Source organism: Nonomuraea sp. NPDC004354, assembly GCF_053602555.1.
On sequence record NZ_JBSGDV010000001.1, the window covers coordinates 584803 to 609535 of the forward strand.

The following is a 24733-nucleotide window of genomic DNA, read 5'->3' on the forward strand; positions in this document are numbered from 1 at the left end:
ATTTGACCGGCCTGGGGGCAGCGTATGAGCCACCCGCATCCGGAACTCGGCCCCCCGCCGCCGCTGCCTGAGGGCGGCCTGCGCATCGTGGCGCTCGGCGGTCTCGGGGAGATCGGCCGGAACATGGCGGTCTTCGAGTACGAAGGCCGGCTGCTGATCGTCGACTGCGGGGTCCTGTTCCCCGATCCCGAGCAGCCGGGAGTCGACCTGATCCTGCCCGACTTCGAGTACATCAGGGACCGTCTCGACGACGTCGAGGCGCTGATCCTGACGCACGGCCACGAGGACCACATCGGCGCCGTGCCGTACCTGCTGCGGGAGCGGCGCGACATCCCGCTCGTCGGGTCGAAGCTGACGCTGGCCTTCATCGAGGCCAAGCTGACCGAGCACCGGATCCAGCCGGAGAAGGTGCAGGTCATGGAGGGGGAGCGGCGCCGGTTCGGGCCGTTCGAGTGCGAGTTCCTCGCGGTCAACCACTCCATTCCCGACGCGCTCGCGGTGGCCGTCCGCACGCCGGCCGGCATCGTCCTGCACACCGGCGACTTCAAGATGGACCAGCTGCCCAGCGACGGGCGGCTGACCGACCTGGGCGGGTTCGCCAGGCTCGGTGCCGAGGGCGTCGACCTGCTGATGTCCGACTCGACCAACGCCGAGGTGCCGGGGTTCGTCACCTCCGAGCGGGAGATCGGTCCGGTCATCGACGAGGTGATCCGCACCTCGGCCAAGCGGGTGATCGTGGCGAGCTTCGCCTCCCACGTCCACCGGGTCCAGCAGGTGATCGACGCCGCCGCCAAGCACGGCCGCAAGATCGCGCTGGTCGGCCGGTCGATGGTGCGCAACATGGGCGTGGCCCGCGACCTCGGCTACCTGAGCGTGCCGCCCGGCCTGATCGTCGACTCCCGTGACCTCGAGGAGTGGCGGCCGGAGGACATCGTGCTGATCTGCACGGGTTCGCAGGGCGAGCCGATGGCGGCGCTGTCGCGCATGGCCGACCGCGACCACGCGATCCGCATCGCGAGCGGTGACACCGTGCTGCTGGCCTCCTCGCTGGTGCCGGGCAACGAGACGGCGGTCAACAAGGTCATCAACGGGCTGACCAGGTGGGGAGCGCGCGTCGTCCACAAGGGCAACGCGAAGGTCCACGTGTCGGGGCACGCGGCGGCCGGCGAGCTGCTGTACGTGCTGAACCTGACGCGCCCGTCGAACTTCATGCCCGTGCACGGCGAGTGGCGCCACCTGCGGGCGCACGCCAAGCTGGCGGAGCTGACCGGCGTGCCGGACGACCACATCGTGATCGCCGAGGACGGTGTCGTCGTCGACCTGGTCGACGGCCGGGCGAAGATCACCGGTGCCGTGCAGGCCGGGTACGTCTACGTGGACGGCCTCTCGGTCGGCGAGATCACCGACCTGTCGCTCAAGGACCGCAGGATCCTCGGGGACGAGGGCTTCGTGTCGGTCGTGGTGGTCGTCGACTCCACCAGCGGCAAGCTCGTCGCCGGTCCTGAGATCCACGCGCGTGGGTCGGGCATCGAGATCGAGCGCTTCGGCGAGATCATCCCGATGATCGAGAAGGCGATCGAGCAGAACGCGGCCGACGGTGTGGTCGACATGGCGCAGATCCGCCGCGTGGTGCGAAGGACGGTCGGACGCTGGGTGAGCGACACCTTCCGCCGCCGCCCGATGATCATTCCGGTGATCGTCGAGGTCTGACCCCGCCGCCCGAGGAACCCCGCTCCCGATCCCTGCGATCAGGGGGTGGGGTTCCTCTCCGGGTTGCTGAGCGGCCCGGCCGCGTCTCCCGCGGGCGGCGGTGTCCGGGCTGCTGGGGTTCCGGCCCCCGTCTGTCGTGCACACGGAGGGCGGCCACGGGGCGGGGTGTTCGCCGCGTCATGAAGCACGGCCGTGCCGGGGACGCCGGTCAGGTGTCGCGGCGGTGGACGGCCGCCAGGCCCGCCGGTCAGGCGTCACGGTGGTGGACGGCCGCCAGGCCCGCCGGGTCAGGCGTCGCGGCGGTGGACGGCCGCCAGGCCCGCCGCCAGCGGCACCACCGCGTAGAGCACCAGCACCACCCCCGCCACCGGTGGCGGCAGCAGCGCCCCGTACACCGAGGACGTCAGGTCCGCCCCCGCGATCTCCCGCGGCAGCGCGCCGATCATCACGGACCCGAGCGGTTCGCTCCACGGCTCGGGCAGGTTCCCGACCACGATCGGGATCACGTACACCAAGCCCACCAGCACCGCGATCGCCGCCGCCGCGGATCGCAGCAGCGCGCCGAGCCCCAGTCCGAGCAGCGCGAACACCGCCACCGTCACGGCCGATGCCACCAGCGTCGGAAGCCGCTCGCCGAACGACGCCACGGGAAAGCGTCCCGCCAGCATCGCCGCGGTGACCGCGTACGTCACGAACACCACGACGGGTCCCACGACCAGCCCGACCCCGCCCACGACCGCCGACTTGGCCACCAGCACCGGCCACCGGCGCGGGACGAGGGCCAGGCTGGTCCTGATGAGTCCGGTGGCGTATTCGGAGGTGATCGCCAGGACTCCCATGACCCCCATGCACAGCTGGGGGACGATCAGCACCACCTCCTCGAGTTCGGCGATGCGGGCGGTGCGCCGCATCGGCGGGGACGCGGCGTCGTACATGCCGATCGCCGCCCAGGCGATCGCCGCCGCCAGCGGCACCGCGCCGAGACTCAGGCCGACGAGCAACCAGCTGGACCTGACCGAGCGGGCCTTCACCCATTCGGCGGCGAGCACGTTCATGCGTTCTTCCCTTCGACGGCGGGCCTGTTCACGGGCGTCTGATCCGGGCGGAGATCCGTTCCCCGCGATCCGCGGCACCAGGTTCGGCGGGGCATCACCGCGGGCCGTCACCACGGCCTTCTTGGCCGGCAGCAGGGCCCTGCGCCGCGGGACGGCGACGAGCGAGGGGCACAGGCGGTGGAGGGGACCGGGCGCAGGCTCAGCCGTTCGCCGGCGATCACCGGGCGGCTCCGTACTCGACGCTGCCGGCGGTGAGCGCCAGGTAGGCCGACTCCAGGGAGTCGTAGCGGTCGGTCAGCTCCCGCGTGGCGGCCGCCACGATCAGGCGGCCCCCGCCGATGACGACGATCCTGTCGGCCGTCACGGCCATCTCGCTCATGAGGTGGCTGGACAGCAGCACCGTCCTGCCCTCGGCGGCCAGCGCGCGCATCAGCTCGCGGATCCAGCGCACCCCGTCGGGGTCGAGCCCGTTGACCGGCTCGTCGAACATCAGCACGCCAGGGTCGCCGAGGAGCGCGGCGGCGATGCCGAGCCGCTGCTTCATGCCGAGCGAGAACGCGCCCGCCTTCCTGCGGGCCACCCCGGTCAGGCCGACACGGTCGAGGACCTCGGCGACGCGGGCGGCGCCGATGCCGTTGGTGAGTGCCAGGCTGAGCAGGTGGTCGTGGGCGCTGCGGCCCGGGTGGAGGGCGTTGGCATCGAGCAGCGCGCCCACCTCGCGCAGCGGCCTGCGCAGGCTCGCGTAGCGGCGGCCGTTGACCAGGGCCTGGCCGGAGGTGGGCGCGTCGAGACTGAGGATCACCCGCATCGTGGTGGACTTGCCGGCGCCGTTCGGACCGAGGAAGCCGGTGACGTGGCCCGGCTCGACGGTGAAGGACAGGCGGTCGACGGCGCGGGTCGCGCCGTACGTCTTGGTCAGCTCTCTCACGTCGATCACCCCTTCACGGTCGGGTACGGCCCGCGTACCGCGCATCGGACCCGGGTATGACGCCGGAGCCCGGGACGGCCGGATAGCGTGCGGGGCGTGGACTTCACCAGGCGGCTCACCCGGGGCCAGCTCATCGCGCTCGACTGCGCGGCCGGATGGGTCGTCGCGCTGGCCGCCATGACGTCGGCGGCCACCGCGCCGGTGCCCGCCTGGGTCGCGATCGTGCTGGCGCTGGCCCTGGGCCTGCCGCTGGGGGCGCGCAGGCGGTGGCCGGTGGGCGTCTTCGTCGTGGTGTTCGCGGTGGCGCCGGCGGCGGGCCTGGTCTTAGGGGTGAGCGCCGCCTGTGTCGCGCCCGCCTACGCCCTGTACACGGTGGCGCTGTCCCGCGCGAACCGGGCGCCGACCACGGCGATCGCGGTGGTGACCGGGGTGGCGGTCCTCATGCTGACCGTGGCGGGGGCGCCGGCGGACTGGTCGCGCGCGGCGGGTGACGTCGTGCTGGGGATCGCCGCGCTGGGCGGCTCGTGGACCGTCGGCCGCGCCGTGCGCGAGCGGCGCGAGTACGCGGCACGCGCGGCCGAACGGCTGGTCACCGAGGAGCGATTGCGCATCGCCCGCGAACTGCACGACGTCGTCGCCCACAGCATGGGACTCATCGCGGTGAAGGCGGGTGTCGCCAACCACGTGTTGCGCAGCAGGCCAGAGGAGGCCCACGACGCGTTGCGGGTGATCGAGACGGCGAGCCGCGACGCGCTGGTGGAGATGCGCCACCTGCTCGGCGTGCTGCGCACCGAACCTCCGGAGCTGCGTCCCGTGCCCGAGCTGGACGAGCTGGCCGAGCACGCCAGGCTCGCGGGGGTGCGGGTGGAGCTGGCGGCCTCGGGGCTGGACGGGCTTCCCGGCGGGGTGCGGCTGGCCGTACACCGTATCGTGCAGGAGGCGCTCACGAACGTCGTCAAGCACGCGGGCCCGACCCGTTGCACGGTGACGGTGGCCGCCGACGGCGGCCGGGCGCGGGTCGAGGTGACGGACGACGGCCCAGGACACGGGGCCGCGACGCGGAACGGCCGGCGCGACGGCGAGGGCCACGGGCTGGTGGGGATGAGAGAGAGGGTCGCGATGTACGGCGGAGCGTTCTCGGCGGGGCCGCGTCCGGAGGGCGGGTTCCGGGTGGCCGCGACCCTTCCCTACGCATGATCCGCGTCCTCGTCGCCGACGACCAGGCCCTGCTGCGCGGCAGCTTCCGGGTGCTGGTGGAGAACGAGCCCGGCATGAGCGTGGCCGGTGAGGCCGGCACGGGCGCGCAGGCGGTCGAGCTGGCCATGGCCACGCGACCGGACGTGGTGCTGATGGACGTCAGGATGCCGCAGATGGACGGCATCGAGGCCACCCGCAGGATCGGTGACGCCGCCAGGGTGCTGATCGTGACCATGTTCGACCTCGACGCCTACGTCTACGCGGCCCTGCGGGCGGGAGCGTCGGGCTTCCTGCTGAAGGACATCCCGCCCGCCGACCTGCTGGCCGCGATCAGGGTGGTCGCGGCGGGGGAGGCGCTGCTGGCGCCGACGGTGACGCGCAGGCTCATCGAGGAGTTCGCCAGGCCCGCGGTGCGCGGCCTGGAGGGGATCACCGACAGGGAGCGCGAGGTGCTGACGCTGATCGCGCGGGGACTGTCCAACACCGAGATCACCGAGCACCTGCACCTCAGCATGGCGACCGTCAAGACGCACATCGGCCGCCTGCTGACCAAGCTCGCCGCCCGCGACCGGGCCCAGCTGGTCATCGCGGCCTACGAGAGCGGGCTCGTTGTACGGTCGGGTGCATGAAGGTCGTTTTCCGCAAGTACGGCGGTTCCCTCCACTGGCACCACCCGGCCAGGTTACTCGGGGAGGACGCCCACGGGGTGTGGGTGGGTTGCGAGGCCGGCACGACGGGGGCGAAGGGTGACGGGCCGCCGGTGGTGTGGGAGAAGGCGTTCGTGATGCTCTTCCCGAGGAACGAGTGGTGGGTCGCGCTGTTCAACGACGAGGGTCACAAGACCGACCTCTACATCGACGTCACCACCGTTCCCGAGTGGAGCGACGGCGAGGTGACGATGGTCGACCTCGACCTCGACGTGGTGCGCACCAGGGAGGGGAAGGTGTACGTCGACGACGAGGACGAGTTCGCCGACCACCAGGTGCTGCTGGGCTACCCGCCCGAGGTGGTCGCCCAGGCGGAGCGCGCGGCGGCGGCGCTCACCACGGCGGTGACCGACCGTCTCGCCCCGTTCGACGGCGCCACCCACCTCCCCTACCTCGCCCAGGTGCGCTGACCGGCCCTCCCGGCGCCCCCTACGGCAGCCCGTACGGCAGGCGGAGCCGTCGCGCGGGCGGTCGGGATCGCGAGACTTCGGTTCCACGACCCCTTCGGCCGCCGGCACGACCGTCCGGTGGATCACGCTGTTTCCGAACGCCTGGGCGAGCTGCGGTCAGCATCCCCCGATAGTGTGGAGAGCGCGCCGGGAATCAGGACTGACCGCAGGCCGTGGGGCAGAACTTGACCTCGGGGTACCGTGATGACGTCTTGTCCAGGAGGGGCTGCCGCCGCGACTTCAGGTGCTGGTCGAGGAAGGCCGCCACGTACGTGCGGGTGAGCTCGGCGGCGCGCGCCGCGGGCAGAACGCCGTAGGCGGGCTTGACGCCGAGGGCGCCCTCCACCAGTGGGCCGTCGGTGAAGGACTGGTGTTCCGTGCCCGACAGCACGAGCCAGCGCTTCCACCCGGTCAGCAGCTTCCAGTCGCGGTCCCACGTGGGGGCAGGGCCTCCGGGGACGTGCTGCGCCGAGCCCAGGAACATGAACGGCCGGGAGAACCCGCTCTTGGGGATCCGGGCGTAGGTGGTGCCGTCCATGTCGATCCCGGCGCGTACCCGGGAGTCCTTCACCATGGCCGCCATGGCGCTGGCCCCGCCGATCGACTGGCCGACCATCGCGATCCTGGAGCGGTCGATCAGGTCGGCGCCGTCCCACGTCGACGGTAACCGGTCGAGCACGAAGGAGACGTCGGTCGCCCGGCCCTGGACCAGTCCTGTGCCGAAGCCCGGGTCGCTGTCGCTGTCGCACGCGAGGCACTCCGCGACCCGCCCGTCGGGGAGGGTCGTGGCGTAGCTCTCGTAGGTGTGGTCGATCCCGGCCACGACGTACCCTCGGCTGGCCAGCTCCTCGGCCAGGGACGTGAGTGTGCTCACCGGCTTGGTGAAGCCGGGGGAGAGCACCACCAGCGGAAGCTTCCGCCCCGCGGGTCGCGCGTCCTTGACGGCGTTCGTCCGCGTCTTGCTCAGCCTGTCGGACGGCACGCCCGTGATCCCCAAGCCTTCCAGCATGAGCTCGGATTCCTCAGGCGTCATGTACGGTGCGCGCTCGCCGTCCCTCTGCTCGGTCGGATACCACAGGGTGACCTTGAGCTGCCTGGCGTCGACGTCGAGATCCCAGGGATCGGGGCGGGAGGTGTCCGTCAGGTACAGGGCGGTGGTGCCGACCGGATGGGCGCCGGTGGGGGTGGGCAGGGCGGCCGGCCCGGTCGGCGTGGCCGACGGGACAGCGGACCGGGGCGGCGTGGGCGGGGAGCAGGCGGACGCGGTGAGGACGACCAGTCCTGCGGCGACTGCCAGGATCTGTCTCATCGAGAGGTCCATTCACTTGTGCAGCAAGTCCAGGGCCTTGGCCAGCGCGGGGTCGCGCCCGGCGGCCGCGTCCTCCGGGGTCAGGGGCACGTAGTGGTCGGGGGGTACGCCGATCCGGTCGATCACCTCGCGATCGGGCCCGAGGTGGTGCCTGACGGGGAATCTCAGAACGGTGTTGTTGCCGAGCAGGTACGGCTGCGCCGGGCCGGAGATGACGCCGGCGGTCCTGGTGCCGACCAACCGGCCCGCGCCCAGGTCCTTGACCGCGGAGCTGAAGTGCTCGCACGCCGAGGCGCAGCTGCGGTCGGTGAGCACCATCAGCGGCAGGTCGAGCAGCTCGACGGTGTCGTCGGTCCGCAAGGTCTCGCACGTGCCGTCCACAATGCACAGGTAGGCCGTGGCCTTCCCGTGGACGAACGCGCTCACCAGCCGGATCGCCTCCCCGGGACTGCCGCCGCCGTTGCCGCGCAGGTCCAGCACGACGCCGGTGAGCGTCCGGCCGGTACGCAGCCTGGCGATCGCTTTGAGAGCCCTGTCCGCGGAGTCGGGGGAGAACCCGCGCAGCCGTACGTAGGCGATGCCGTCCTGAAGCAGCTTCGACTGCACCACTTGCAGGGCGGACAGATCCCGCTGGTGGAGGCCGGGCTTGAGCGTCACGATCCAACGGCGGCCGGTGGTCTGCCGCAGGAGCCGCAGCCGGACCGGGCGCGCTTCCGGGTATCGCGGGTAGAGAGCGGTGATCGCCGGGGTGGCCTTCCCGTCGATGAAGGGGGCCGATCCGTTGATCGATTCGATGATGTCGCCCGGGCGTAGTCCGGCGGCCCGCGCCGCGCCACCCTGCACGGTGGTGACGAACAACGGAGGGAGGGCGACGCCGGGGTTGCCGTTCACCTGTGCACCATTGACGTTCGCCTGGAGGCCCAGGCCGTAGCCGTCACCGTCGTAGTAGTCGGGCGGTTGCTCGACGTCGTGCGCCCAGGAGGCGTGGTTGTCGCCGAGGCCGGCCACGATGCCCTCGAGGGTGACGACGGCCAGCCGCTCGCGCAGGTCCGGCACCTGATCGGTGACCTTCCGGTAGACGGCCTCGAAAGCGGCCCAGTCGGCTTTCCGGTCACCGGTCAGCGCCGGCATGGTGGCCTCGGGCACGTCGCGCCCCTTGCGGTTGAGCTCCTGCGTCAGGGCGACGAATCCGGCGGTCAGCGAGCGGGCGTCCAGCGTGGCGCCGCTGTAGTAGTTGCCGAGGATGCAGAAGTACGCCTGCTCGATGACGTCGATCGTGGTGGCCGTCTCCGCCCCGGGAGGTCCGTGGGGTGGCGCGCAGACCGTACTGGCTGCCGCGCTCGCCTGGCTCCGCGGCGGCGTCGGTGCCGTGCAGGCCGCCGCCAAGAGGAGGGCGAGCCCGGCTGTCACGGTCCTGACGGTCATGACAGGCGCCTCCGGATCCACCAGAAGGACAACCATGCGAGGCCGAGGGTGAGGAGGGCATAGATCCCGGTCTCGATCCACTGGAAGGTCCAGAAGCGGTCGAGGGGCTGGTAGGTCGCCTGCTGCCGGTAGCCGAGCCGGTTGATCTCGACCATGCAGCGGTCCCCGCGGCCCGCCGCCCCCGACGGTGAGCAGGGCCCCGACGTCGTGGAGACCTGGATGGCGGCTCCGCCGTCGCCATCGGAGATCGTGCGTCCGGACGGATCGACCAGGCCGCTGTGGAGGACCCAGGCGCCGGCGTGGCCGGGAACGGCCGACCTCAGGAGAATCCGCACGGGTCCGCCTCCCTCCTGTGACAGGCCGACGTTCTCCACGTTCGCCTGGCTGAGCTCGAAGGTCCCGGTGGCCGGGGGCATCAGGTGGGCGCGGACCGCCAGCGGCATCGCGAGCTGGATCGCGGCGAACACGGCCAGGGTGAGGGCCATGGCGGGCAGGGTGCGGCGCACGAGCATGCCCACGGTTACGCCGAGGACGAAGGCGAAGGCCGCATACCCTACCGGGGCGATGCCGCGAGCGCCGAACACCAGGGGCGCCATCAGGGCGAGGCTCTCCGAGGCTGACTTGTCCAGAGGATCGGACCACCAGGTCACCACGAAGCCGCACAGGCCGGCGGCGGCCATGGCGACCAGGCCGACGAAACCGAACTTGACCGCCAACCAGCGGCCGCGGGTGATGCTCTGGTTCCACACCAGCAGGTGCGTGCTCGCCTCCAGTTCGCGGGTGATCAGCGGTGCTCCCCAGAAGAGCCCGACGAGAGCGGGCAGGAGCAGCACGACGAGACTGACGGCCATGAAGGGCATCTCGTACGCGTCGAAGAATTGATCGTAGAAGCGGTCGCAGGTGTTGTCCTGCGCGCAGCCGGCGATCCCGGCGGAGTAGCGGGTGGCCAGGTCCGGGCCGGTCAGGGCCAGGACGACGGCGAGAATGACGAGTAAGGCGGCCATCATCGCGGCCGAGCCGCGGAACTGGCGCCAGGTCAGCCAGATCACCGCTGCACCTCCAGCCCGACTCGCCGGTTCTCGGCGCGGCGGTCGTCCATGTAGGCCAGGACCAGGTCCTCCAGGCTGAGCTGGGTGACCGCCCAGGTGGGGTCGTGGATCGGGGCCTCGGTACGGACCACGAACGTGCTCTGCCGGTCGGTATGGCGTGCGGCGACCACGTGCTGGTCGGCGGGCAGCCGGTCGGGATCGCGGCGCGGGCCGGTGAGCCGGTGATGGGTGGCCAGCAGCTTGTCGACCTCTCCCGCCACCTGCACGCGGGATTCGACGAGCACGACCAGGAAGTCGCAGACCCGTTCCAGGTCGGAGACCAGGTGGGAGGAGAGCACCACGCTGAACTGGTGCTCGACGGTGGCCTCCATCAGGCTCTGCATGAACTCGCGGCGGGCGAGCGGGTCGAGCGAGGCGACCGGCTCGTCCAGGATCAGGAGTTCGGGCCGCTTGGCCAGACCCAGGGTGAGGGCGAGCTGGGCGCGCTGGCCGCCGGACAGCCTGCCCGCCCGGTGGGCGGGATCGAGGTTGAGCCGCTTGATCCGTTCCCGCGCCATGGCGGCGTCCCAGCGGGGGTTGAGCCGTGCTCCCAGCCGCAGGTGATCGGCGACGGTCAGACCGGCGTAGACGGGGGTGTCCTGGGCGACGAACCCGACCCTGGCCAGCTGCGCGGGTCCGCCGGCGGGACGGCCGCCGAGCACGGTGATGCCGCCCGCCGTCGGTTCGAGCTGGCCGCCGGCCAGCTTCAGCAGCGTGGTCTTGCCGGCGCCGTTGGGGCCGACCAGCCCGACGACGTGGCCCGCCGGTATGTCGATGGCGCACTCGCGCAGCGCCCAGCGCTTGCCGTATCTCTTGCCCAGTCCCTGGGCCTGCACGACAGAGGTCACGCGATGTCCTCCTGAGCGGTGGTCCGGAAGGTCGTCATGAAGAGAGCCTCGATGCTTTCGTCGTCGAGGCCGGCGCGCCGTGCCTTGGCCAGCCAGCGCCGCAGCTCCAGCCGCAGCGGGCCGTGCGCGGCCAGCGAGGTGTCGGTGAGCGTCGCCGTCACGAACGTCCCCACCCCTGGCCGGGCGGCGACCAGGCCCTCGTGCTCGAGTTCCCGGTAAGCCTTGAGGACGGTGTTGGCGTTGATCGCCAATTGCGCCACGACCTCCTTGACAGTCGGCAGCTGGTCGCCCTTGCGCAGCATGCCGAGCCGTAGCGCGTGCCGTACTTGCTGGACCAGCTGCAGGTACGGCGAAACACCCGACCTGCCGTCCAGATGGAACTCGATCACCGAATTCTCCATTTATCTAGCCTGCTATTACTTTAGACCCCTACGTGTTAAAAGGATCATAAGTGCCTGCCTCGGGTCGCGACCGGCGGGGCGCCGAGCCACTCGCCGCGTTCGACGAAGGGCCGGTCGACGTGCTCGCCGAGATGTTCGCGCAGCGGGCCCGCTGATCGAGGCCGACACCGTCGACCGTCACATGTCGGTGATGAAAACCGCCGTCATCTGGTGGCGGGCCCACGGCTGGCCGGCCGGCAATCCGATCGTCGGCATCGAGCGCCGGCCCACGCTTCCGTTCCGGACCCGGGCGCTGTCCCGCGAGCAGATCGCCGCGCTGTTCGACCTCACAATCGGTTGACGGGCGAGCCCCTCTGCCCTACCGGCGAGCCACCGAGCTCTTCGAGACCCTCACCCGGTCGCTCGTCCATCCGGGGATCACCGACTCGGCCGAGCTCGAAGCACGCGACGGGTGGACGCTGCATCGGTTGTGCCACTCGGCACTGACTCACGAATCAACGCCGCATTCCGTCCGGAGGGAATGGCGGCTCGCCTACACGGACCGGGAGAGCCGCAGCGCCACGGTGAGGGCGGTCAGGCGGGCGGGCGAGGCGAGCCCCACGTGGTACAGATGCAGCTCGTCCGCCCCCGCCTTGGCGAACGCGGCGAACGAAGCGGCCAGGTGGTCGGGGTCGGCCGGCTTGGGCGGCAGGAACAGCGCGTAGGCGCCGAGCCGCTGGCCTGGGGCGGCGATGGCGGACAGCCGCTCCAGGTTGGCGGTGGCCTCCTCGGGCGTGCCCCAGCACATCGCCACCAGCCCGTCGAGCGCGGGATCCCCGTCGGGAAGGGGGGCGAAGGGCCCCGCCGCCCACGGGTCGGGGGCGGCGTGGATCCTGATCGGCAGGCCCGGCGCCGCCTCCCGGACGGCCGCGACGAGCCTGGCCCTGAGCGCCCCCGCCAGCCCGGTCCGCCGCTCCCGCACGTGCGCGGCCTGCCCACCGAGCGCGTCCGCCACCGAGCCGGGACCCGTCGAGCCGGGCCCTGTCGAGCCGGGCCCTGTCGAGCCGGGATCCGTCGAACCGAGGGCTGCCGAGCCGGAGGCCGCCGAGCCGGGCGCGGCGCCGTCGATGGCCGCGCGCACCAGCGCGCGCAGCCGGCCGGCGTCCTGGTAGCCGCTCTCGCAGGCCGTGCAGAAGCACAGCGACAGCAGCGCGGCCTGCACGGGGGTCCAGTCGGCGCCGGCGGTCTTCTCGTGGACGCTCTGGTGCCCGAACCCCATCGGCCCGCACGCCTCCAGGATGATCCCGTCGGGCGCTCCCACCGTGACGATCTCCCGCACCAGGCGCTCGCAGTAGTCCACGACGTCCTCGTGCGCGGGGCACAGCGCGTACGGGTAGGGGTCGCCGAAGGCGTTGCGGACCACCAGGTCGGGGTGCGCGGCGCCGAGACGGCTGCTGTGGGTGAGGACGGTCCAGGCGTGCACCGGCAGGCCGGCCGCCCTGAGCGCGTCGCGGGCCCTGAGGAAGGCGTCGGGCGCGGTCCAGGTCGGGTTCGGCGGGACGAGGCGGCCCCACGCCGCCTGCCGTACCGGGAGGTAGAAGGCGGAGTACGGCACGTCGAGCACCCGGTGCTCGGGGTGGAACGGGGTGGCGGCGCGGGTGGCGTGGTAGGAGGCGGCCAGCGCGACCGCGTCGACGCCCAGCTCGGCGAGCCTGGCCGGCGCGTCGGGGTCGCCGACGATGTCCCAGGGGTAGGCGTAGGCGATGCGCATCGGGCTACCAGCGGGGGCGGCTGGTGACGAAGGAGGGGTTCACCCTCCTCATGTAGCCGGTGTCGTCGCGGGAGGTGAGCCCGCACTTGAGGTACTGCTCGTGCATCACTGCCAGCGCGTCCCTGTCCAGTTCGACGCCGAGCCCCGGCCCGGTGGGCACGGGCACCGCCCCGTCCACGAACCGGAGCGCTCCGGGGGCCACCACGTCCTGCCCGTCCTGCCAGGGCGTGTGCGTGTCGCAGGCGGTGGCGACGTTCGGGACCGCGGCCGCCAGGTGCGTCATCGCGGCCAGGCTGATCCCGAGGTGGGAGTTGGAGTGCATGGACAGCGAGATCCCGAACGTCTCGCACAGCCTGGCCAGCTGCACCGAACGCGCCAGCCCTCCCCAGTAGTGGTGGTCGGACAGCAGCACCCCGATGGCGCCCTCCCTGATCGCGGGCGGCAGGTGCTCGAAGGTCACCACGCACATGTTGGTGGCCAGCGGCATCGGCGCCTGCGCCGCGACGGCGGCCATGCCGGAGATGCCGGCGGTGGGGTCCTCCAGGTACTCCAGCGTCCCGGCCAGCGCGCGGGCGACTTCGATCGAGGTCTCGACCGACCAGACGGCGTTCGGGTCCAGGCGGAGCGGGTGGTCGGGGAAGGCGGCGCGCAGCGCCTGGATCGCCGCGACCTCCTGGGCGGGTTCGAACACCCCGCCCTTGAGCTTGATGGAGCGGAAGCCGTACTCCTCGATCAGCAGCCGCGCCTGCGCCACGATCCCTTCGGGATCGAGCGCCGCGCCGAACCTGTCGTCGGGCTCTCCCGGGTGACCGGCCCACTTGTAGAAGAGGTAGGCGCTGTACGGCACGGCCTGCCGTACGGCGCCGCCGAGCAGATCGCTCACCGGGCGCCCGGTGGCCTTGCCCCGGATGTCCAGGCAGGCGACCTCGAACGGCGAGTAGACCCGGTCGATGCTCTTCTCCTTGGTGGCCGCTCCCGTCAGCCCGTGCAGGTCGCTCACCACGTCGCCGACCAGGGTGGAGACGCGGGCGTAGATCTCGTTCTGGGCGTGTACGTCCAGGCCGATGAGGGCATTGGCCGCGGTGCGCACCTTTTCCAGGTGGGCCAGGTCGCCGTAGGTCTCGCCGAGCCCGGACAGTCCTTCGTCGGTGACGACTTCGACGATCGTGCGCAGCGCCCACGGCTCGTGGACTCCGGCGGCGTTGAGCAGAGGCGGGTCGCGGAAGGCGACCGGGGTGACCGTGATCTCTCTAATGTTCATATATGTGAACAACCGCCAGAATTGTGGACGAATGTCAGTACTGTAAGAATCTGGCGGAGCCAGTGTCAAGGCAAGGTAGAGTGAAGTGTGATATTGCATAGGGGTGAGGCGATGATCCACGCATACGACCCGCGCACCGGCGGCACCTTCGGCGAAGGCGTCCCCGAGGCCACCGACGCCGACGTCGACGCCGCCGTCGCGGCCGCGCACGCGGCTGGACCTGCCTGGCGCGCGGCGCGCAGACCCGAGGTGCTGGAGGCCGTCGCCGAGGCGCTGGAGGCCAACGTCGACGAGCTCTGGGCCGTCGCCGACAGGGAGACCGCGCTCGGCGAGACCAGGTTGCGCGGCGAGGTGGCCCGCGCGGCCAGCCAGTTCCGGCTCTTCGCCGGCGTGCTGCGCGACGGCGGTCACCTGGAGGCGGTCATCTCGGTGCAGCCCGACGTGCGCCGGATGAACCACCCGCTGCCCGGCGTCGTCGGCGTCTTCTCCGCCTCGAACTTCCCGTTCGCCTTCTCCGTGGCGGGCGGCGACACCGCCTCGGCGCTCGCGGCGGGCTGTCCCGTCGTCGTCAAGGCGCACCCGGGGCACCCGCTGACCTCCGAGCTGACGGCGCGCGTCATCAGGTCGGCGCTGCCCGACCCCGCGCTGCTCGGCCTGGTCCACGGCCTGGCGGCGGGCAAGCGGCTGGTCCAGCACCCCGACGTGGTCGCGGTGGGCTTCACCGGGTCGATCCCCGGCGGCAAGGCCATCCAGACGCTCATCGACGAGCGCCCCGACCCGATCCCGTTCTACGGCGAGCTGGGCAGCGTGAACCCGGTCGTGGTCCTGCCCTCCGCCGCGCGCGAAGGGCTGGCCGAGGGCTTCGCCGCGTCCCTCACGCTCGGCACCGGGCAGTTCTGCACCAACCCCGGCCTGGTCTTCGCGCCCGACGACGCGGACCTGATCGCCTCCCTCGGTACGGCGGTCGCCGGCACGAACGGCTCGCCGATGCTCAGCGATCGCATCAGGGAGGGCTACCTTCAGGGGCTCGAGCGCCTGTCCAAGCTCACCCTGCTGGCGGAGGGCGGCCAGGGCGAGGGGGAGTGGGCGGTCGCGCCCAAGGTCTTCACCATCGACCTGGCCGTCTTCGCCGCCCGGCTGCCCGAGGTCGCCGAGGAGTGCTTCGGCCCTTCGTCGATCGTGGTCACCTACTCCGACGCGGCCGAGCTGATCGAGGTGCTGCAACGGCTCGACGGCTCCCTGACCGCCACCGTCCACGCCACCGACACCGCCGAGGCCGCGCCGGTCGCCGAGGTGCTGGCGCGGAAGGCGGGCCGGCTCATCTGGAACGGCTGGCCGACCGGCGTGGCGGTGTGCTGGGCGATGCACCACGGCGGTCCGTGGCCGGCCAGCACCGCCCCCGAGCACACCTCGGTGGGGGCGATGGCCATCCGCAGGTGGCTGCGGCCGACGGCCTACCAGGGCTGGCCGCAGGAGCTGCTGCCGGCGGAGCTGCGCGACGACAACCCGCTGGGCGTCCCGCGGCGCGTCGACGGCTGACCGTCTGGCGGGCGGGGCGAGGGCCGTCGGCGACCGCGAGGTCTGTCCGAAGGTCCTGCCCCGTCCCGGCTGCCGCGGTGGCCGGGACGGGGCAGGACGGGCCGTGGGGTTACCCCGCCAGCTCCAGCCCCGCCGCGATGATCCGCTCCAGCTCGGCGACGTGGCCGGGCGACGGGTCCACCAGCGGCGCCCGCACGCCGCCGACGTCCAGCCCGCGCAGCCGTACGCCCGCCTTGACCAGCGACACCGCGTAGCCGGGCACCTGGTCCCGCAGCTCCACCAGCGGCAGGTAGAAGCGCGTGAGCAGGCGCTGCACCATCACCTCGTCCCCGCCCGTGACCGCCTTGTGGAAGGTCAGCGCGATCTCCGGGGCGAAGGCGAAGACCGCGCTGGAGTACAGCGGCACCCCGAGGCCCCGATACGCCGGAACCGTCAGCTCGGCCGTCGGCAGCCCGTTGAAGAACGTGAACGGGCGGTCCGTCGCCTGCCGTACGCGAAGGATGATCCGCTGCAGCAGGTCGAAGTCGCCCAGGCCGTCCTTGAAGCCGATGACGTTGGGCAGTCCGGTCAGCTCGGCCACCGCCGAGGGCGTGAAGCGGGCCGTGCCGCGCTGGTAGACGATGATCGGCAGGCCGGTGGCGGCCGCGACCTGCCGGACGTAGGAGACCAGGCCCGCGGCGGGGGCGGTCACCAGATAGGGCGGCATCAGCAGCAGCCCGTCGGCGCCCGCCTCCGCCGCGGCCCGCGCGCAGGCCTGGGCGAACGGCAACGACCCGCCCGCTCCGGACAGCACGGGCACCCGCCCGGAGGCGGCGGACACGGAGGTGGCCACCACGGCGGAGTACTCGTCCAGCGCCAGGGCGTTGAACTCGCCGGTGCCGCAGGCGGCGAACACCCCTCCGGCCCCCGCCGTGACCCCCTTGGCCACGTGCGCGGCCAGCGCCTGGCCGTTCACGGAGCCGTCGGCCCCGAAAGGGGTCACGGGGAAGAACAGAACACCATCAAGACGCATTTCTTTCCTCCAGAGAACGCGCCGGATGATGTGTTATCGGATGCCCTCCCGGCGCAGAGTGGCAGCCAACCTGCGGGTGTGGCTGATGACCGCCTCGGCGATCCGCTCGATCTCCTCGCGGGCCAGGTCCGCGGGCATCGAGCAGCTGATGGCGTCGGTGGCGGGGATGCGGTAGTCCACGGCAACGGCCACGCAGGCCACGCCAGGTGTGCCCTGCTCTCGCTCGAGCGCGTAGCCGCGGGCGCGTACCTGATCGAGCTCGTCGGTGAGCTTGGCCAGATCGGTGATCGAGTGCTCGGTGAGCGCGGGCAACGGGTCGGGCAGCAGCGCGGCCACCTCGTCGTCGGTCAGCTGCGCCAGCAGTGCCTGCCCGAGCGCGGTCACGCTCGCGGGCAGCCGGCGGCCCACCCTGGAGACCGCATGCCGGTCGCGCGACTCCCGGGTGGCCAGGTAGAGCACGTGCGCGTCGTCGCGCCGGGCGAAGTGGACCGTGTGCCCGATCTCCTCCCGCAGGTCCTCCAGCGTGTCGTGCGCCAGCGGCAGGGCGGGATCCTTGTCGAGGTAGGCGGTGCCGGTCAGCAGGGCGTGCGGCCCGATCCCGAAGGCCGAGGCGCCGGGCTCCGTCTCGACCCACCTGAGCCCGGCGAGGGTGCGCATGAGGGCGTGCAGGCTGCTGCGCGGGAAGCCGGTGCGCTGCTGGAGCTCCGACAGGGTCAACCGTTCGGGCGAGGCCGCCAGGGTTTCCAGGATGCGGACCGTTCGCTCGGCTGACTTGACCATCGAGGGCTCCATGCCTGACAGAATAATGGATGCCATCCATGTACATGGACATCTACCCTTTGACGGCGCCGCTGGTCAGACCACGCATGAACTGCCGCTGGAAGGCCAGGAAGGCGATCACCGAAGGCAGCAGCGCCAGCAGCGACGCCGCCAGCAGCACCCCGATGCCGACCTCCTCGTCCGAGCGGAGCGAGCGCAGCGCGATCGGCAGCGTCCAGTGGCTCGACTCGTTGGCCACGATCAGCGGCAGCAGGTACTGGTCCCAGATCATGGTGAACCCGAAGACGCCGATCACGCCCAGCGCGGGCTTGCACAGCGGCAGGATGATCGTGAAGAACGTGCGCAGCTCGCCCGCGCCGTCGATCTTCGCCGCCTCCTCCAGCTCGACGGGCACCTCCTTCATGAACTCGGTCATGACGAGGATCGAGAAGCCCCACGCGCCGACCGGCAGGATCATCCCCGCGTAGGAGTCGATCAGGTTCGCGTGGAGGAGCGGCATGTCGGCCAGCACCAGCGAGAGGGGAATCGCGATGATCTCCTCGGGCAGCATCATCGTGGCCAGCATGATCAGCAGCACGAACGACATGCCCCTGAACCGCTTGCGGGCCAGCGAGTAGGCGGCGAAGACGCTCACCGTCATCTGCAGCGCGAGACCGAACCCGACGACGACGAAGGAGTTGACCAGGTAGAGGTAGACGTTCTTGTCCGCGGCCTGGGCGAAGTTCTCCAGCGTGAACTCGTCGGGCCACAGCGTGAAGCCGGTCGGGTCGAGCGTCCTGCTGAAGGCGCTGACCAGCAGTCCGACCAGCGGCCCGGTGAAGACCAGCACCATCACGGAGTAGACCAGGACCTTGCCCGCCGTCGCCAGCGGCCGCCCGCGCGCCTCCAGGCCCAGCGCGCTGTCGAATCTCATGCCGGCCGCCTCCTGCGCATCAGCTGGACCAGCACGGTGAGCGCGAGCGTGGCGGCGAACAGCACGACGCCTCCGGCCGCGGCGACGCCCAGCTCGCTGCGCTGGAAGCCGAGCTTGTAGATGAGGGTCATGAGCACCTCGGACGAGCCGTTCGGCCCGCCGTTGGTGAGCACGTACACCTCGACGAACACCCGCAGCCCGCGGATGGCGGCCAGCGTGAAGAGGATCCAGAAGACCGGCCGCAGCGCGGGCAGCGTGATGTGGCGCAGCCTCGACCACGTGCCGGCGCCGTCCACGGCCGCCGCCTCGTACAGGGTCCTGTCGATCCCGACCAGACCCGCCAGGAAGATCATCATGTCGTACGGCGTGCCGCGCCAGACGCTCATCCCCATGATCGACCAGAGCGATGAGTCCTCGCTGGCCAGGAACGGCTGGGGGTCGACGGCGACCCAGCCCAGCACGCTGTTGAGCAGGCCGCTGGCGTCAGGGTGGTACATGATCCGCCACACCTCGGCCACCGCCGCCATCGTGGTGACCACCGGCAGGAACGCCGCCGTCCTGACGAACCACAGGTAGCGGGCGGGCCCCTCGACGAGCAGGGCGAGCACCAGGCCGAGGACCAGCGAGCCGACCGTCGTGCCCGCGGCCAGGACGACGCTGTGCGAGACCGCGCTGACGAACGCGTCGTCCGACATGATCGTCCGGTAGTTGCCGAGCCCGACCCACTCGTCGCCCAGGAAGGGCTGGACCTTGAAGAAGCTCATCCGCAGGCCCTCGAACATGGGGATGAACTTGAAGTACAGGAACAGGATCAGCGCGGGGGCGAGGAACAGCCACGCGACGGCGGTGCCGCGCCACCGCCCCTGCCCGGGACGGTGACGCGAAGCCGTGCGCTGCTCGGGCCGCGCGAGCGTCGTGGTCACGATGCCTTCTGGGCCCGCAGTTCCGCGCTCAGCCTGGTGGCCAGGCCGTCCATGGCCGTCTTCACGTCGGCGCCGCAGTCGGCCCACACCGCGTTGATGGCGTCGGCCGAGGTCTGCCTGATGGGCGCCCAGTTGGGGACGGGGGAGCTGTAGACGGCGTCGGCGTAGGCGTCCTGGAACACCTTCCACCGCGGATCGGTCCGCTCGGCGGACATGTCCACAGTCCTGTTGACCGGCAGCCTGACGATCGCGCCGTTGGCGTCCTTGTTCATGCCGATCCTCTGGCCCTCGGGCGAGACGGCGAACTCGGCGAACTTCTGCTGGCCCTCCTCGTCGGCCGAGCCGGCCATCAGGTAGACGTTCTCGCCCTCGCCCAGCGTGCCGGGACCGCCGGAGGGGCCCTTCGGCACCTTGACGACCTCGAGCCTGTCGGTGCCGATGCTCTTGACGAACCGGGCCAGCACGTACGGCCCGACCAGGTAGATGCCGCCCTGGCCCTTCTCGAAGACCTCGTGGGTGATGGTGGTGTCGTTGCTGACCGCGCCGGGGTTGACCGTCCTGGCGACGCAGAACTGGTTCTGCAGCCACGTGACCGCCTCGACCGTCCTGGGGTCGGCGACCGCGGGGGCGAACCGGCCGCCGCCGTTGTCGGTGAGGAACGTGCCGCCGTTCGCATAGATCATCGAGGAGGCGTACCAGGAGGCGTAGCCGCGCTTGGTGCCGGCGGGAGCGACGAAGCCGTAGGTGTCCTTCTGGCCGTTGCCGTCGGGGTCCTGCTCGGTGAACGCCTTGGCCAGCTTCGCCAGGTCGTCCCAGCTCTGCGGAGGCTGGAGGCCGACCTTCTCCCTCCAGTCCTTGCGGATGATCAGCGCGAACGCCTGCGCGGAGAACGGCGCCGCGTAGTACTTGCCGTTGCCGGCCTGCGCGGCCTGCCACGCCCGGTCCGACAGCTGGTCGCCGCCCTTGAGCCTGGCCTTGTCGACCTCCCGCAGCCAGCCCTGCGTCTGCATGTTGCCGAGCTGGGCGGTGTCGTTGATGACGATGTCGGGCAGGTTCTTCTGCGCCGCCTGCTGCTGCAGCTTGGTCTCGAAGTCGTCGAAGAGGGCGACGACCTTGGTCTTGACACCGCTGGCCTTGGTGAAGGCGTCGGCCAGCTTGACGGCGGTCTTGGCGGAGTCGGAGTCCGGTGCCTGCCGGATCCAGATCTCCAGCGCCTGGTCACCCGAACCCCCGCCGGAACCGCAGCCGGACAGGGTGACGGCGAGCGCCGTGCCTAACGCGGCCCCGAGCAGATGGCGTGGCATCAGACCGCCTCCTCGTTCACATACGTGGACACGCTTCGCGAATGTGTCATTCGTTCATGTGAACGTAACGACTGGCCTGCATCGCGTCAACATTCCATGTATGTGAATTCACGCCAGAGCCGTGTACAACAGTCACCATGCGCATCCTTGTCACCGGCGCTGCCGGGAAAGTCGGCACCCTGCTCCGCCCCCTCCTTGCCCGTGAGGGACGGATCCTCCGCCTGTCCGACGTGCTCCCCCTGCAGGCCGGACCAGGGGAGGAGGTCGTGACCGCCGACCTGACCGACGCCGACGCCATGGCCTCGGCCATGAAAGGCGTCGACGCCGTCATCCATCTCGGCGGCCAGAGCCGCGAACACCCGTGGGCCGACATCGTCGACGCCAACATGAACGGCACGTACGTGCTGCTGGAGGCCGCCCGCCAGGAACGGGTACGGCACGTCGTCCTCATGGGCAGCCACCACGCGGCCGGCTTCCACACCCGCCCCGCCGGCGGGGCCGACCTGCCCGACTACGCCTTCCCCCGGCCCGACACCCTCTACGGCGTGAGCAAGGTCGTGATGGAGGCGCTGGGCAGCCTCTACCACGACAGGTTCGGCATCAACGTGACGGTCGTCAGGCTCGGCACCTGCAACGAGGGCTCCGGCGACACCAGAGGGCTGGCCACCTGGATCTCGCCGGGCGACTGCGCCCGGCTGCTGGAGGCGGCGATGCGGGCCACCGGGTACCACGTGGTGTGGGGAGTGTCCGACAACGCGCGACGGTGGTGGTCGCTGCAGGAGGCCAGGGCGATCGGCTACGAGCCGCGGGACGACTCCGAGGGGCACGCGGCTCCGCTCGTCGCCGCGCAGGGCGAACCCGACCTGACCGAACCCCTCCATGACCGGGCCGGCGGGCTGTTCACGCTGCGCGAGCTGGGCGGACGCTGGTGACCGCGCCCGCGCCCGGATCGGTCATCCGGCCTCCGGGGTGAAGGCGGGGTCGCTGGTCAGGGCCACCCGGTCGAGCCTGGCACCGTCCTCCCGGTAGGCGAAGGCGATCGTGTGGGTGCCGGGCGACAGGGTGTAGGCGACCGGGACCTCGGCCCAGTGCCAGGAGGTGCCGAGCGGGATCCCGTTCCGCTGCGTCCACGCGCCGCCGTCCGACCTGACCCAGAAGGAGTCGTCGCCGTCGGTGGCGGCGATCACTCTGGCGTGAAGCCGGTAGGCGCCCTGCTCGGGGACGGTGAACGTGAGCGTGGCGTGTCCCGTGGCGGGGGCGCCGGCAACCGGGCGGGAGGGCGGTGCGGCTTCCACGCGCGGGAGGGCAGGCGCGGCGCTTTCCGCGGGCGGGACGGCTTCCGGAGGCAGGGCTTGCGCGGACGAGGCGGTTTCGGGGCGCGGGGCGGCGTCGGCGGGCAGGGCGGTGAGCCCGAGGGCCAGCAGGGTGACGGCGAGCAGGCCACGTAACATGATCACCTCCATCACTAATGCAACCGGTTGCATCAGTCACTGGTCCCGGCCGAGCAAGGCCAGCACCAAACGGTTGCAGCCCCTGTAGCGCCCACACGACGAGGTCCCCGGCAGGGCGTCCCGCGTCGGACCCAGGCGACTGGGCCGGCGTGATGTGGGTCGGTGTCACGTCGGCTCTGGCTCGGGTCGGATCCGGGCGGCTCGGCAGGGGTGATGTGGGTCGGTGTCAGGTCGGCCTTCTGCCGGGCCGGGTGGATCAGCGGAACAGCAGACCCAACCCCCGGTGATCGCCGACCGTCACCTTCGCGCCCGCGAAGCTCACCGGGTACGGCTCGGCCAGCAGCCCCAGCGCGGCGAAGGAGGCTCGTCCAGCGTGATCCGCACGACCACGACGTGGTTGTACGGCACGTCCGGCCCCCACGGGCGGAGGAGTTCGGCGGTGCGGGCGCTGACGCGCAGCTCGGTGATCACGCCCCGGCCAGCTCGGTGCGCCAGCTCCGCTTGGCCGTCCAGCCGAGCAGCCGCTCGGCCTTGGCCGAGGTGAAGGCGGGGGCGGCGCCGGTGAGGGTGTGCGCGGCGGCCGCCGTACCGGGGAGGATCTCGGGCAGGAGCTCGGCCAGCGGCGCGCGGGCCAGCGCGTCGGCGGCGCCCGCGAAGAACACCTCGCCGCTGGGGATGCCGGGCAGCCGGTCGAGCAGGGCGGTGACGAGATCGGCGGCGTCTCTGGCGTCGATGTAGTTGAACAGCGAGACCGCCGCGAGCTCCGGCCGGTCCAGCCGCTCGGCCATGGTGTGGCCCTGCTGGGTGGGGGCTCCCGCCCATTCCTCGGGCGCGACGACGTAGCACGGCCGGACGGCCGCGAACCTGGTGCGGGAGGCGCGCGAAGGTGGCTGTCACCTGCTCGGCGACCTGCTTGGACAGGCTGTAGGCGTTCCACGGCTCGGTGGGGTGCTCCTCGTCGATCGGCAGGTAGCGGGGCCGCCAGGCGGGCGTGCCGTACCCGATGACGGTGGGGCTGCCGGCCACCACGACGCCGGCGACGCCGGTGGCCGCGGACGCCTCGCACACGTTGAAGGCCAGCTGGGTGTTGGTGCGGAAGGTCACCCCTTCCGTCCTGCTGAAGGGGGTGGCGATCGCGGCCAGGTGGACCACGTTGTCCGGCCGGAACCGGGTCATGACCTCGTAGGCCTGGCCGAGGTCGGTCAGGTCGGCGGGCAGGGTGGCGGCGGCCTGCGGGGGAGTGCCCGGTGCGGTGTCGACGCCGATCACCTCGTGACCCGCCTGCGCCAATGCGACGACGACGCTGCGGCCGAGCCGTCCCGCGCTGCCCGTCACCAGTGTTCGTGTCATCGGCTACCCCACTCCCGAGGCTCGATGTAGCAACCGGTTGCACCGGAGTATTCGGGTACGGCGGGGAGCCGTCAAGCGATGACAACGAGTAAGTCCTGGTCCGGCTGATTGACGCCGCTACAACCGATTGCACTAGAGTGCGGCCAGTGGTCGAGGGAGGCCTGCTGTGGCGGTGACGATCAGGGACGTCGCGCGGGCGTCAGGCGTGCACGTGTCGACGGTGTCGCGCACCTTCTCCGCGCCCCATCTGGTGAACGCCGAGACGCGCACCAGGGTGCTCGCCGTGGCCGACGACCTCGGCTACCGGCCGAACCGGGCGGCGAGGGCGCTCACCACCGGCAGGACCCACAACCTCGGGTTGATCGTGGCCGACATCGCCAACCCGTTCTTCTCGTCGCTGATCAAGGCGGCCCAGGCGCAGGCCAGGCTGCGCGACTACCACGTGTTCGTGGCCGACACCGACGAGGACCCGCAGGTGGAGGAGGAACTGATCCAGGCCTTCGCCAAGCAGGTCGACGGCGTGCTGCTGTGCGGCCCGCGCCTGGCGAACAGCACGATCGAGCGGCTGGGCGAGCAGGTGCCGCTCGTGGTCGTCAACCGCAGGGTGAAGGACATGCCGACGGTGCTGATGGACGTCGGCAGGGGCGCCCGGCAGGCGATCGAGCACCTGGTCGCGCTGGGGCACCGCAGGATCGCGCTGGTGACCGGTCCCAGCGGGTCGTGGACGAGCAAGGAGATGCAGGCGGCCGCCACGGCAGGTGAGGCGGACGTGGTCTTCCTCGGCCCCAACCCGCCCACCGAGCTCGGCGGCAGGTCGGCCGTGACCGACGTGATCGCCTCCGGCGCCACGGGCGTGCTCGCCTACAACGACCTGGTGGCCATCGGGCTGATGGAGGGTCTGGCCGAACGCGACACGCAGGTGCCGCGCGACATCAGCGTCATCGGGGTGGACGACATCCTGCCCGGCAGGTTCGGCAGCCCCAGGCTGACCACGATCGCGATGCCGACGGCGGCGGCGGGACGCATGGCCGTCGACATGCTGCTGAACCCCGTCGACGCCGCGGGCGCCCCGGGGGTGACGACGCTGGAGACCAGCCTGGTCGTCCGCGAGTCGACAGCCGAGGCGCGCAGGTGAGCGTCGGGTCGTGCCGGGGTGTCCTGGAGCGCGTTGGGTCGTGCCGGGTCGTGTCCCGGTGAGCGTTGAGTCGTGCCGGGTCGTGTCCTGGTGAGCGTCGGGTCGTGCCGGGTCGCGCAGCGAGGTGCGGGTCGTCAGCGCAGGTGAGCGTCGGGTCGGGTCGGGGAGATGCCCGGGTGGGCGTCGGGTCGGCGGAGG

General features: G+C 71.6%; 24 protein-coding genes and 2 pseudogenes. 8 read left to right on the top strand and 18 right to left on the bottom strand.

Annotated elements, in window-relative coordinates; translation table 11 throughout:
* Positions 1-24 precede the first annotated feature (24 nt).
* Entirely contained in the window at positions 25-1710 is a 1686-nt protein-coding gene (locus ACWENQ_RS02775; protein WP_354906703.1) for a ribonuclease J, read from the top strand.
* 287 nt (positions 1711-1997) lie between these two features.
* On the opposite strand, the gene ACWENQ_RS02780 is transcribed toward ACWENQ_RS02775, so the two are convergent.
* Entirely contained in the window at positions 1998-2765 is a 768-nt protein-coding gene (locus ACWENQ_RS02780; RefSeq protein ID WP_452412708.1) for an ABC transporter permease subunit, read from the bottom strand.
* Positions 2766-3060: 295 nt separating this feature from the next.
* Positions 3061-3702: pseudogene (locus tag ACWENQ_RS02785) on the bottom strand (ATP-binding cassette domain-containing protein); the annotation flags it as partial.
* 87 nt (positions 3703-3789) lie between these two features.
* Between ACWENQ_RS02785 and ACWENQ_RS02790 the strand changes: the two are divergent.
* From ACWENQ_RS02790 to ACWENQ_RS02800, 3 genes are read left to right on the top strand one after another with little or no spacing between them, the layout of a single operon-like run.
* Entirely contained in the window at positions 3790-4890 is a 1101-nt protein-coding gene (locus tag ACWENQ_RS02790; protein ID WP_452412709.1) for a sensor histidine kinase, read from the top strand.
* Positions 4887-5519: a response regulator gene (locus ACWENQ_RS02795; RefSeq protein WP_452412710.1), complete on the top strand. Its 633-nt coding sequence runs from the start codon at positions 4887-4889 to the stop codon at positions 5517-5519. Before ACWENQ_RS02790 ends, ACWENQ_RS02795 begins: the two co-directional genes overlap by 4 nt.
* Positions 5516-6007, top strand: coding sequence for a DUF402 domain-containing protein (locus tag ACWENQ_RS02800; protein ID WP_452412711.1), 492 nt, complete (start codon positions 5516-5518; stop codon positions 6005-6007). Before ACWENQ_RS02795 ends, ACWENQ_RS02800 begins: the two co-directional genes overlap by 4 nt.
* Positions 6008-6200: 193 nt before the next feature.
* Here the strand turns inward: ACWENQ_RS02800 and ACWENQ_RS02805 are convergent, their stop codons facing one another.
* Genes ACWENQ_RS02805 through ACWENQ_RS02825 form a run of 5 tightly spaced genes read right to left on the bottom strand, consistent with a single transcriptional unit; the run spans position 6201 to position 11105 of the window.
* The gene (locus ACWENQ_RS02805; protein WP_452412712.1) at positions 6201-7355 is read right to left on the bottom strand and encodes an alpha/beta hydrolase family protein; all 1155 of its coding nucleotides are present in this window, start codon (positions 7353-7355) and stop codon (positions 6201-6203) included.
* A 12-nt stretch (positions 7356-7367) separates the two neighbouring features.
* A complete protein-coding gene (locus ACWENQ_RS02810) occupies positions 7368-8780 on the bottom strand; it encodes a S41 family peptidase (protein WP_452412713.1) in 1413 nt (470 codons plus the stop codon).
* On the bottom strand, positions 8777-9829 hold the full coding sequence (locus tag ACWENQ_RS02815) for an ABC transporter permease (protein ID WP_449916902.1): 1053 nt from the start codon (positions 9827-9829) through the stop codon (positions 8777-8779). Before ACWENQ_RS02815 ends, ACWENQ_RS02810 begins: the two co-directional genes overlap by 4 nt.
* The gene (locus tag ACWENQ_RS02820) at positions 9826-10716 is read right to left on the bottom strand and encodes an ABC transporter ATP-binding protein (protein ID WP_452412714.1); all 891 of its coding nucleotides are present in this window, start codon (positions 10714-10716) and stop codon (positions 9826-9828) included. The genes ACWENQ_RS02815 and ACWENQ_RS02820 overlap by 4 nt, the downstream gene beginning before the upstream one ends.
* Positions 10713-11105, bottom strand: a complete 393-nt coding sequence (locus ACWENQ_RS02825; RefSeq protein WP_354906694.1) for a GntR family transcriptional regulator — start codon at positions 11103-11105, stop codon at positions 10713-10715. Before ACWENQ_RS02825 ends, ACWENQ_RS02820 begins: the two co-directional genes overlap by 4 nt.
* 202 nt (positions 11106-11307) lie before the next feature.
* Here ACWENQ_RS02825 and ACWENQ_RS02830 point away from each other — a divergent pair, with 202 nt between their 5' ends.
* Complete coding sequence (locus ACWENQ_RS02830; protein WP_449916898.1) at positions 11308-11457, top strand: hypothetical protein; 150 nt, start codon at positions 11308-11310, stop codon at positions 11455-11457.
* Positions 11458-11649: 192 nt separating this feature from the next.
* Here the strand turns inward: ACWENQ_RS02830 and ACWENQ_RS02835 are convergent, their stop codons facing one another.
* Together ACWENQ_RS02835 and ACWENQ_RS02840 are read right to left on the bottom strand one after the other, a co-directional pair.
* Positions 11650-12867, bottom strand: coding sequence for a hypothetical protein (locus ACWENQ_RS02835; protein ID WP_452412715.1), 1218 nt, complete (start codon positions 12865-12867; stop codon positions 11650-11652).
* 4 nt (positions 12868-12871) lie between these two features.
* Entirely contained in the window at positions 12872-14128 is a 1257-nt protein-coding gene (locus tag ACWENQ_RS02840) for a glucarate dehydratase family protein (protein ID WP_452412716.1), read from the bottom strand.
* Positions 14129-14239: 111 nt separating this feature from the next.
* On the opposite strand from ACWENQ_RS02840, the gene ACWENQ_RS02845 reads away from it, so the two are divergent.
* Positions 14240-15667 (top strand): aldehyde dehydrogenase (NADP(+)), encoded by a 1428-nt coding sequence (locus tag ACWENQ_RS02845; RefSeq protein WP_452412717.1) that lies wholly within the window; start codon positions 14240-14242, stop codon positions 15665-15667.
* A gap of 109 nt (positions 15668-15776) precedes the next feature.
* On the opposite strand, the gene ACWENQ_RS02850 is transcribed toward ACWENQ_RS02845, so the two are convergent.
* The 5 genes from ACWENQ_RS02850 to ACWENQ_RS02870 are packed head-to-tail and all read right to left on the bottom strand — an operon-like array spanning position 15777 to position 20599.
* Positions 15777-16679 (bottom strand): 5-dehydro-4-deoxyglucarate dehydratase, encoded by a 903-nt coding sequence (locus tag ACWENQ_RS02850; RefSeq protein ID WP_449916888.1) that lies wholly within the window; start codon positions 16677-16679, stop codon positions 15777-15779.
* A gap of 33 nt (positions 16680-16712) precedes the next feature.
* Positions 16713-17471: an IclR family transcriptional regulator gene (locus tag ACWENQ_RS02855; RefSeq protein ID WP_354906689.1), complete on the bottom strand. Its 759-nt coding sequence runs from the start codon at positions 17469-17471 to the stop codon at positions 16713-16715.
* A gap of 40 nt (positions 17472-17511) precedes the next feature.
* Positions 17512-18372, bottom strand: coding sequence for a carbohydrate ABC transporter permease (locus ACWENQ_RS02860; RefSeq protein WP_452412718.1), 861 nt, complete (start codon positions 18370-18372; stop codon positions 17512-17514).
* Entirely contained in the window at positions 18369-19295 is a 927-nt protein-coding gene (locus tag ACWENQ_RS02865; protein WP_452412719.1) for a carbohydrate ABC transporter permease, read from the bottom strand. The genes ACWENQ_RS02860 and ACWENQ_RS02865 overlap by 4 nt, the downstream gene beginning before the upstream one ends.
* Entirely contained in the window at positions 19292-20599 is a 1308-nt protein-coding gene (locus ACWENQ_RS02870; RefSeq protein WP_452412720.1) for a sugar ABC transporter substrate-binding protein, read from the bottom strand. Before ACWENQ_RS02870 ends, ACWENQ_RS02865 begins: the two co-directional genes overlap by 4 nt.
* Before the next feature lie 137 nt (positions 20600-20736).
* Between ACWENQ_RS02870 and ACWENQ_RS02875 the strand changes: the two genes are divergently transcribed.
* Positions 20737-21531 carry an NAD-dependent epimerase/dehydratase family protein gene (locus tag ACWENQ_RS02875; protein WP_452412721.1) on the top strand — a complete coding sequence of 265 codons (795 nt, stop codon included), beginning with the start codon at positions 20737-20739 and terminating at the stop codon, positions 21529-21531.
* A gap of 21 nt (positions 21532-21552) precedes the next feature.
* Here the strand turns inward: ACWENQ_RS02875 and ACWENQ_RS02880 are convergent, their stop codons facing one another.
* The 4 genes and pseudogenes from ACWENQ_RS02880 to ACWENQ_RS02895 form a co-directional block, all read right to left on the bottom strand.
* The gene (locus tag ACWENQ_RS02880) at positions 21553-22050 is read right to left on the bottom strand and encodes a hypothetical protein (RefSeq protein WP_452412722.1); all 498 of its coding nucleotides are present in this window, start codon (positions 22048-22050) and stop codon (positions 21553-21555) included.
* Positions 22051-22368: 318 nt separating this feature from the next.
* On the bottom strand, positions 22369-22521 hold the full coding sequence (locus tag ACWENQ_RS02885) for a hypothetical protein (RefSeq protein WP_452412991.1): 153 nt from the start codon (positions 22519-22521) through the stop codon (positions 22369-22371).
* The gene (locus tag ACWENQ_RS02890; protein WP_452412992.1) at positions 22518-22838 is read right to left on the bottom strand and encodes a hypothetical protein; all 321 of its coding nucleotides are present in this window, start codon (positions 22836-22838) and stop codon (positions 22518-22520) included. The genes ACWENQ_RS02885 and ACWENQ_RS02890 overlap by 4 nt, the downstream gene beginning before the upstream one ends.
* 148 nt (positions 22839-22986) lie before the next feature.
* Positions 22987-23400, bottom strand: a pseudogene (locus tag ACWENQ_RS02895) (NAD-dependent epimerase/dehydratase family protein); the annotation flags it as partial.
* Positions 23401-23566: 166 nt separating this feature from the next.
* Here ACWENQ_RS02895 and ACWENQ_RS02900 point away from each other — a divergent pair.
* Positions 23567-24535, top strand: a complete 969-nt coding sequence (locus ACWENQ_RS02900) for a LacI family DNA-binding transcriptional regulator (protein WP_452412723.1) — start codon at positions 23567-23569, stop codon at positions 24533-24535.
* Positions 24536-24733: the final 198 nt, after the last annotated feature.

What these genes read in the sequence shown, in the direction of transcription:
- ACWENQ_RS02860 (WP_452412718.1), bottom strand. Translation starts at nt 18,372, where the DNA reads ATGAGATTCGACAGCGCGCTGGGCCTGGAGGCGCGCGGGCGGCCGCTG.
- ACWENQ_RS02780 (WP_452412708.1), bottom strand. Translation starts at nt 2,765, where the DNA reads ATGAACGTGCTCGCCGCCGAATGGGTGAAGGCCCGCTCGGTCAGGTCC.
- ACWENQ_RS02795 (WP_452412710.1), top strand. Translation starts at nt 4,887, where the DNA reads ATGATCCGCGTCCTCGTCGCCGACGACCAGGCCCTGCTGCGCGGCAGC.
- ACWENQ_RS02775 (WP_354906703.1), top strand. Translation starts at nt 25, where the DNA reads ATGAGCCACCCGCATCCGGAACTCGGCCCCCCGCCGCCGCTGCCTGAG.
- ACWENQ_RS02835 (WP_452412715.1), bottom strand. Translation starts at nt 12,867, where the DNA reads ATGCGCATCGCCTACGCCTACCCCTGGGACATCGTCGGCGACCCCGAC.
- ACWENQ_RS02810 (WP_452412713.1), bottom strand. Translation starts at nt 8,780, where the DNA reads ATGACCGTCAGGACCGTGACAGCCGGGCTCGCCCTCCTCTTGGCGGCG.
- ACWENQ_RS02870 (WP_452412720.1), bottom strand. Translation starts at nt 20,599, where the DNA reads ATGCCACGCCATCTGCTCGGGGCCGCGTTAGGCACGGCGCTCGCCGTC.
- ACWENQ_RS02855 (WP_354906689.1), bottom strand. Translation starts at nt 17,471, where the DNA reads ATGGAGCCCTCGATGGTCAAGTCAGCCGAGCGAACGGTCCGCATCCTG.
- ACWENQ_RS02840 (WP_452412716.1), bottom strand. Translation starts at nt 14,128, where the DNA reads ATGAACATTAGAGAGATCACGGTCACCCCGGTCGCCTTCCGCGACCCG.
- ACWENQ_RS02805 (WP_452412712.1), bottom strand. Translation starts at nt 7,355, where the DNA reads ATGAGACAGATCCTGGCAGTCGCCGCAGGACTGGTCGTCCTCACCGCG.
- ACWENQ_RS02830 (WP_449916898.1), top strand. Translation starts at nt 11,308, where the DNA reads ATGAAAACCGCCGTCATCTGGTGGCGGGCCCACGGCTGGCCGGCCGGC.
- ACWENQ_RS02890 (WP_452412992.1), bottom strand. Translation starts at nt 22,838, where the DNA reads ATGGCCGAGCGGCTGGACCGGCCGGAGCTCGCGGCGGTCTCGCTGTTC.
- ACWENQ_RS02800 (WP_452412711.1), top strand. Translation starts at nt 5,516, where the DNA reads ATGAAGGTCGTTTTCCGCAAGTACGGCGGTTCCCTCCACTGGCACCAC.
- ACWENQ_RS02875 (WP_452412721.1), top strand. Translation starts at nt 20,737, where the DNA reads ATGCGCATCCTTGTCACCGGCGCTGCCGGGAAAGTCGGCACCCTGCTC.
- ACWENQ_RS02845 (WP_452412717.1), top strand. Translation starts at nt 14,240, where the DNA reads ATGATCCACGCATACGACCCGCGCACCGGCGGCACCTTCGGCGAAGGC.
- ACWENQ_RS02850 (WP_449916888.1), bottom strand. Translation starts at nt 16,679, where the DNA reads ATGCGTCTTGATGGTGTTCTGTTCTTCCCCGTGACCCCTTTCGGGGCC.
- ACWENQ_RS02880 (WP_452412722.1), bottom strand. Translation starts at nt 22,050, where the DNA reads ATGTTACGTGGCCTGCTCGCCGTCACCCTGCTGGCCCTCGGGCTCACC.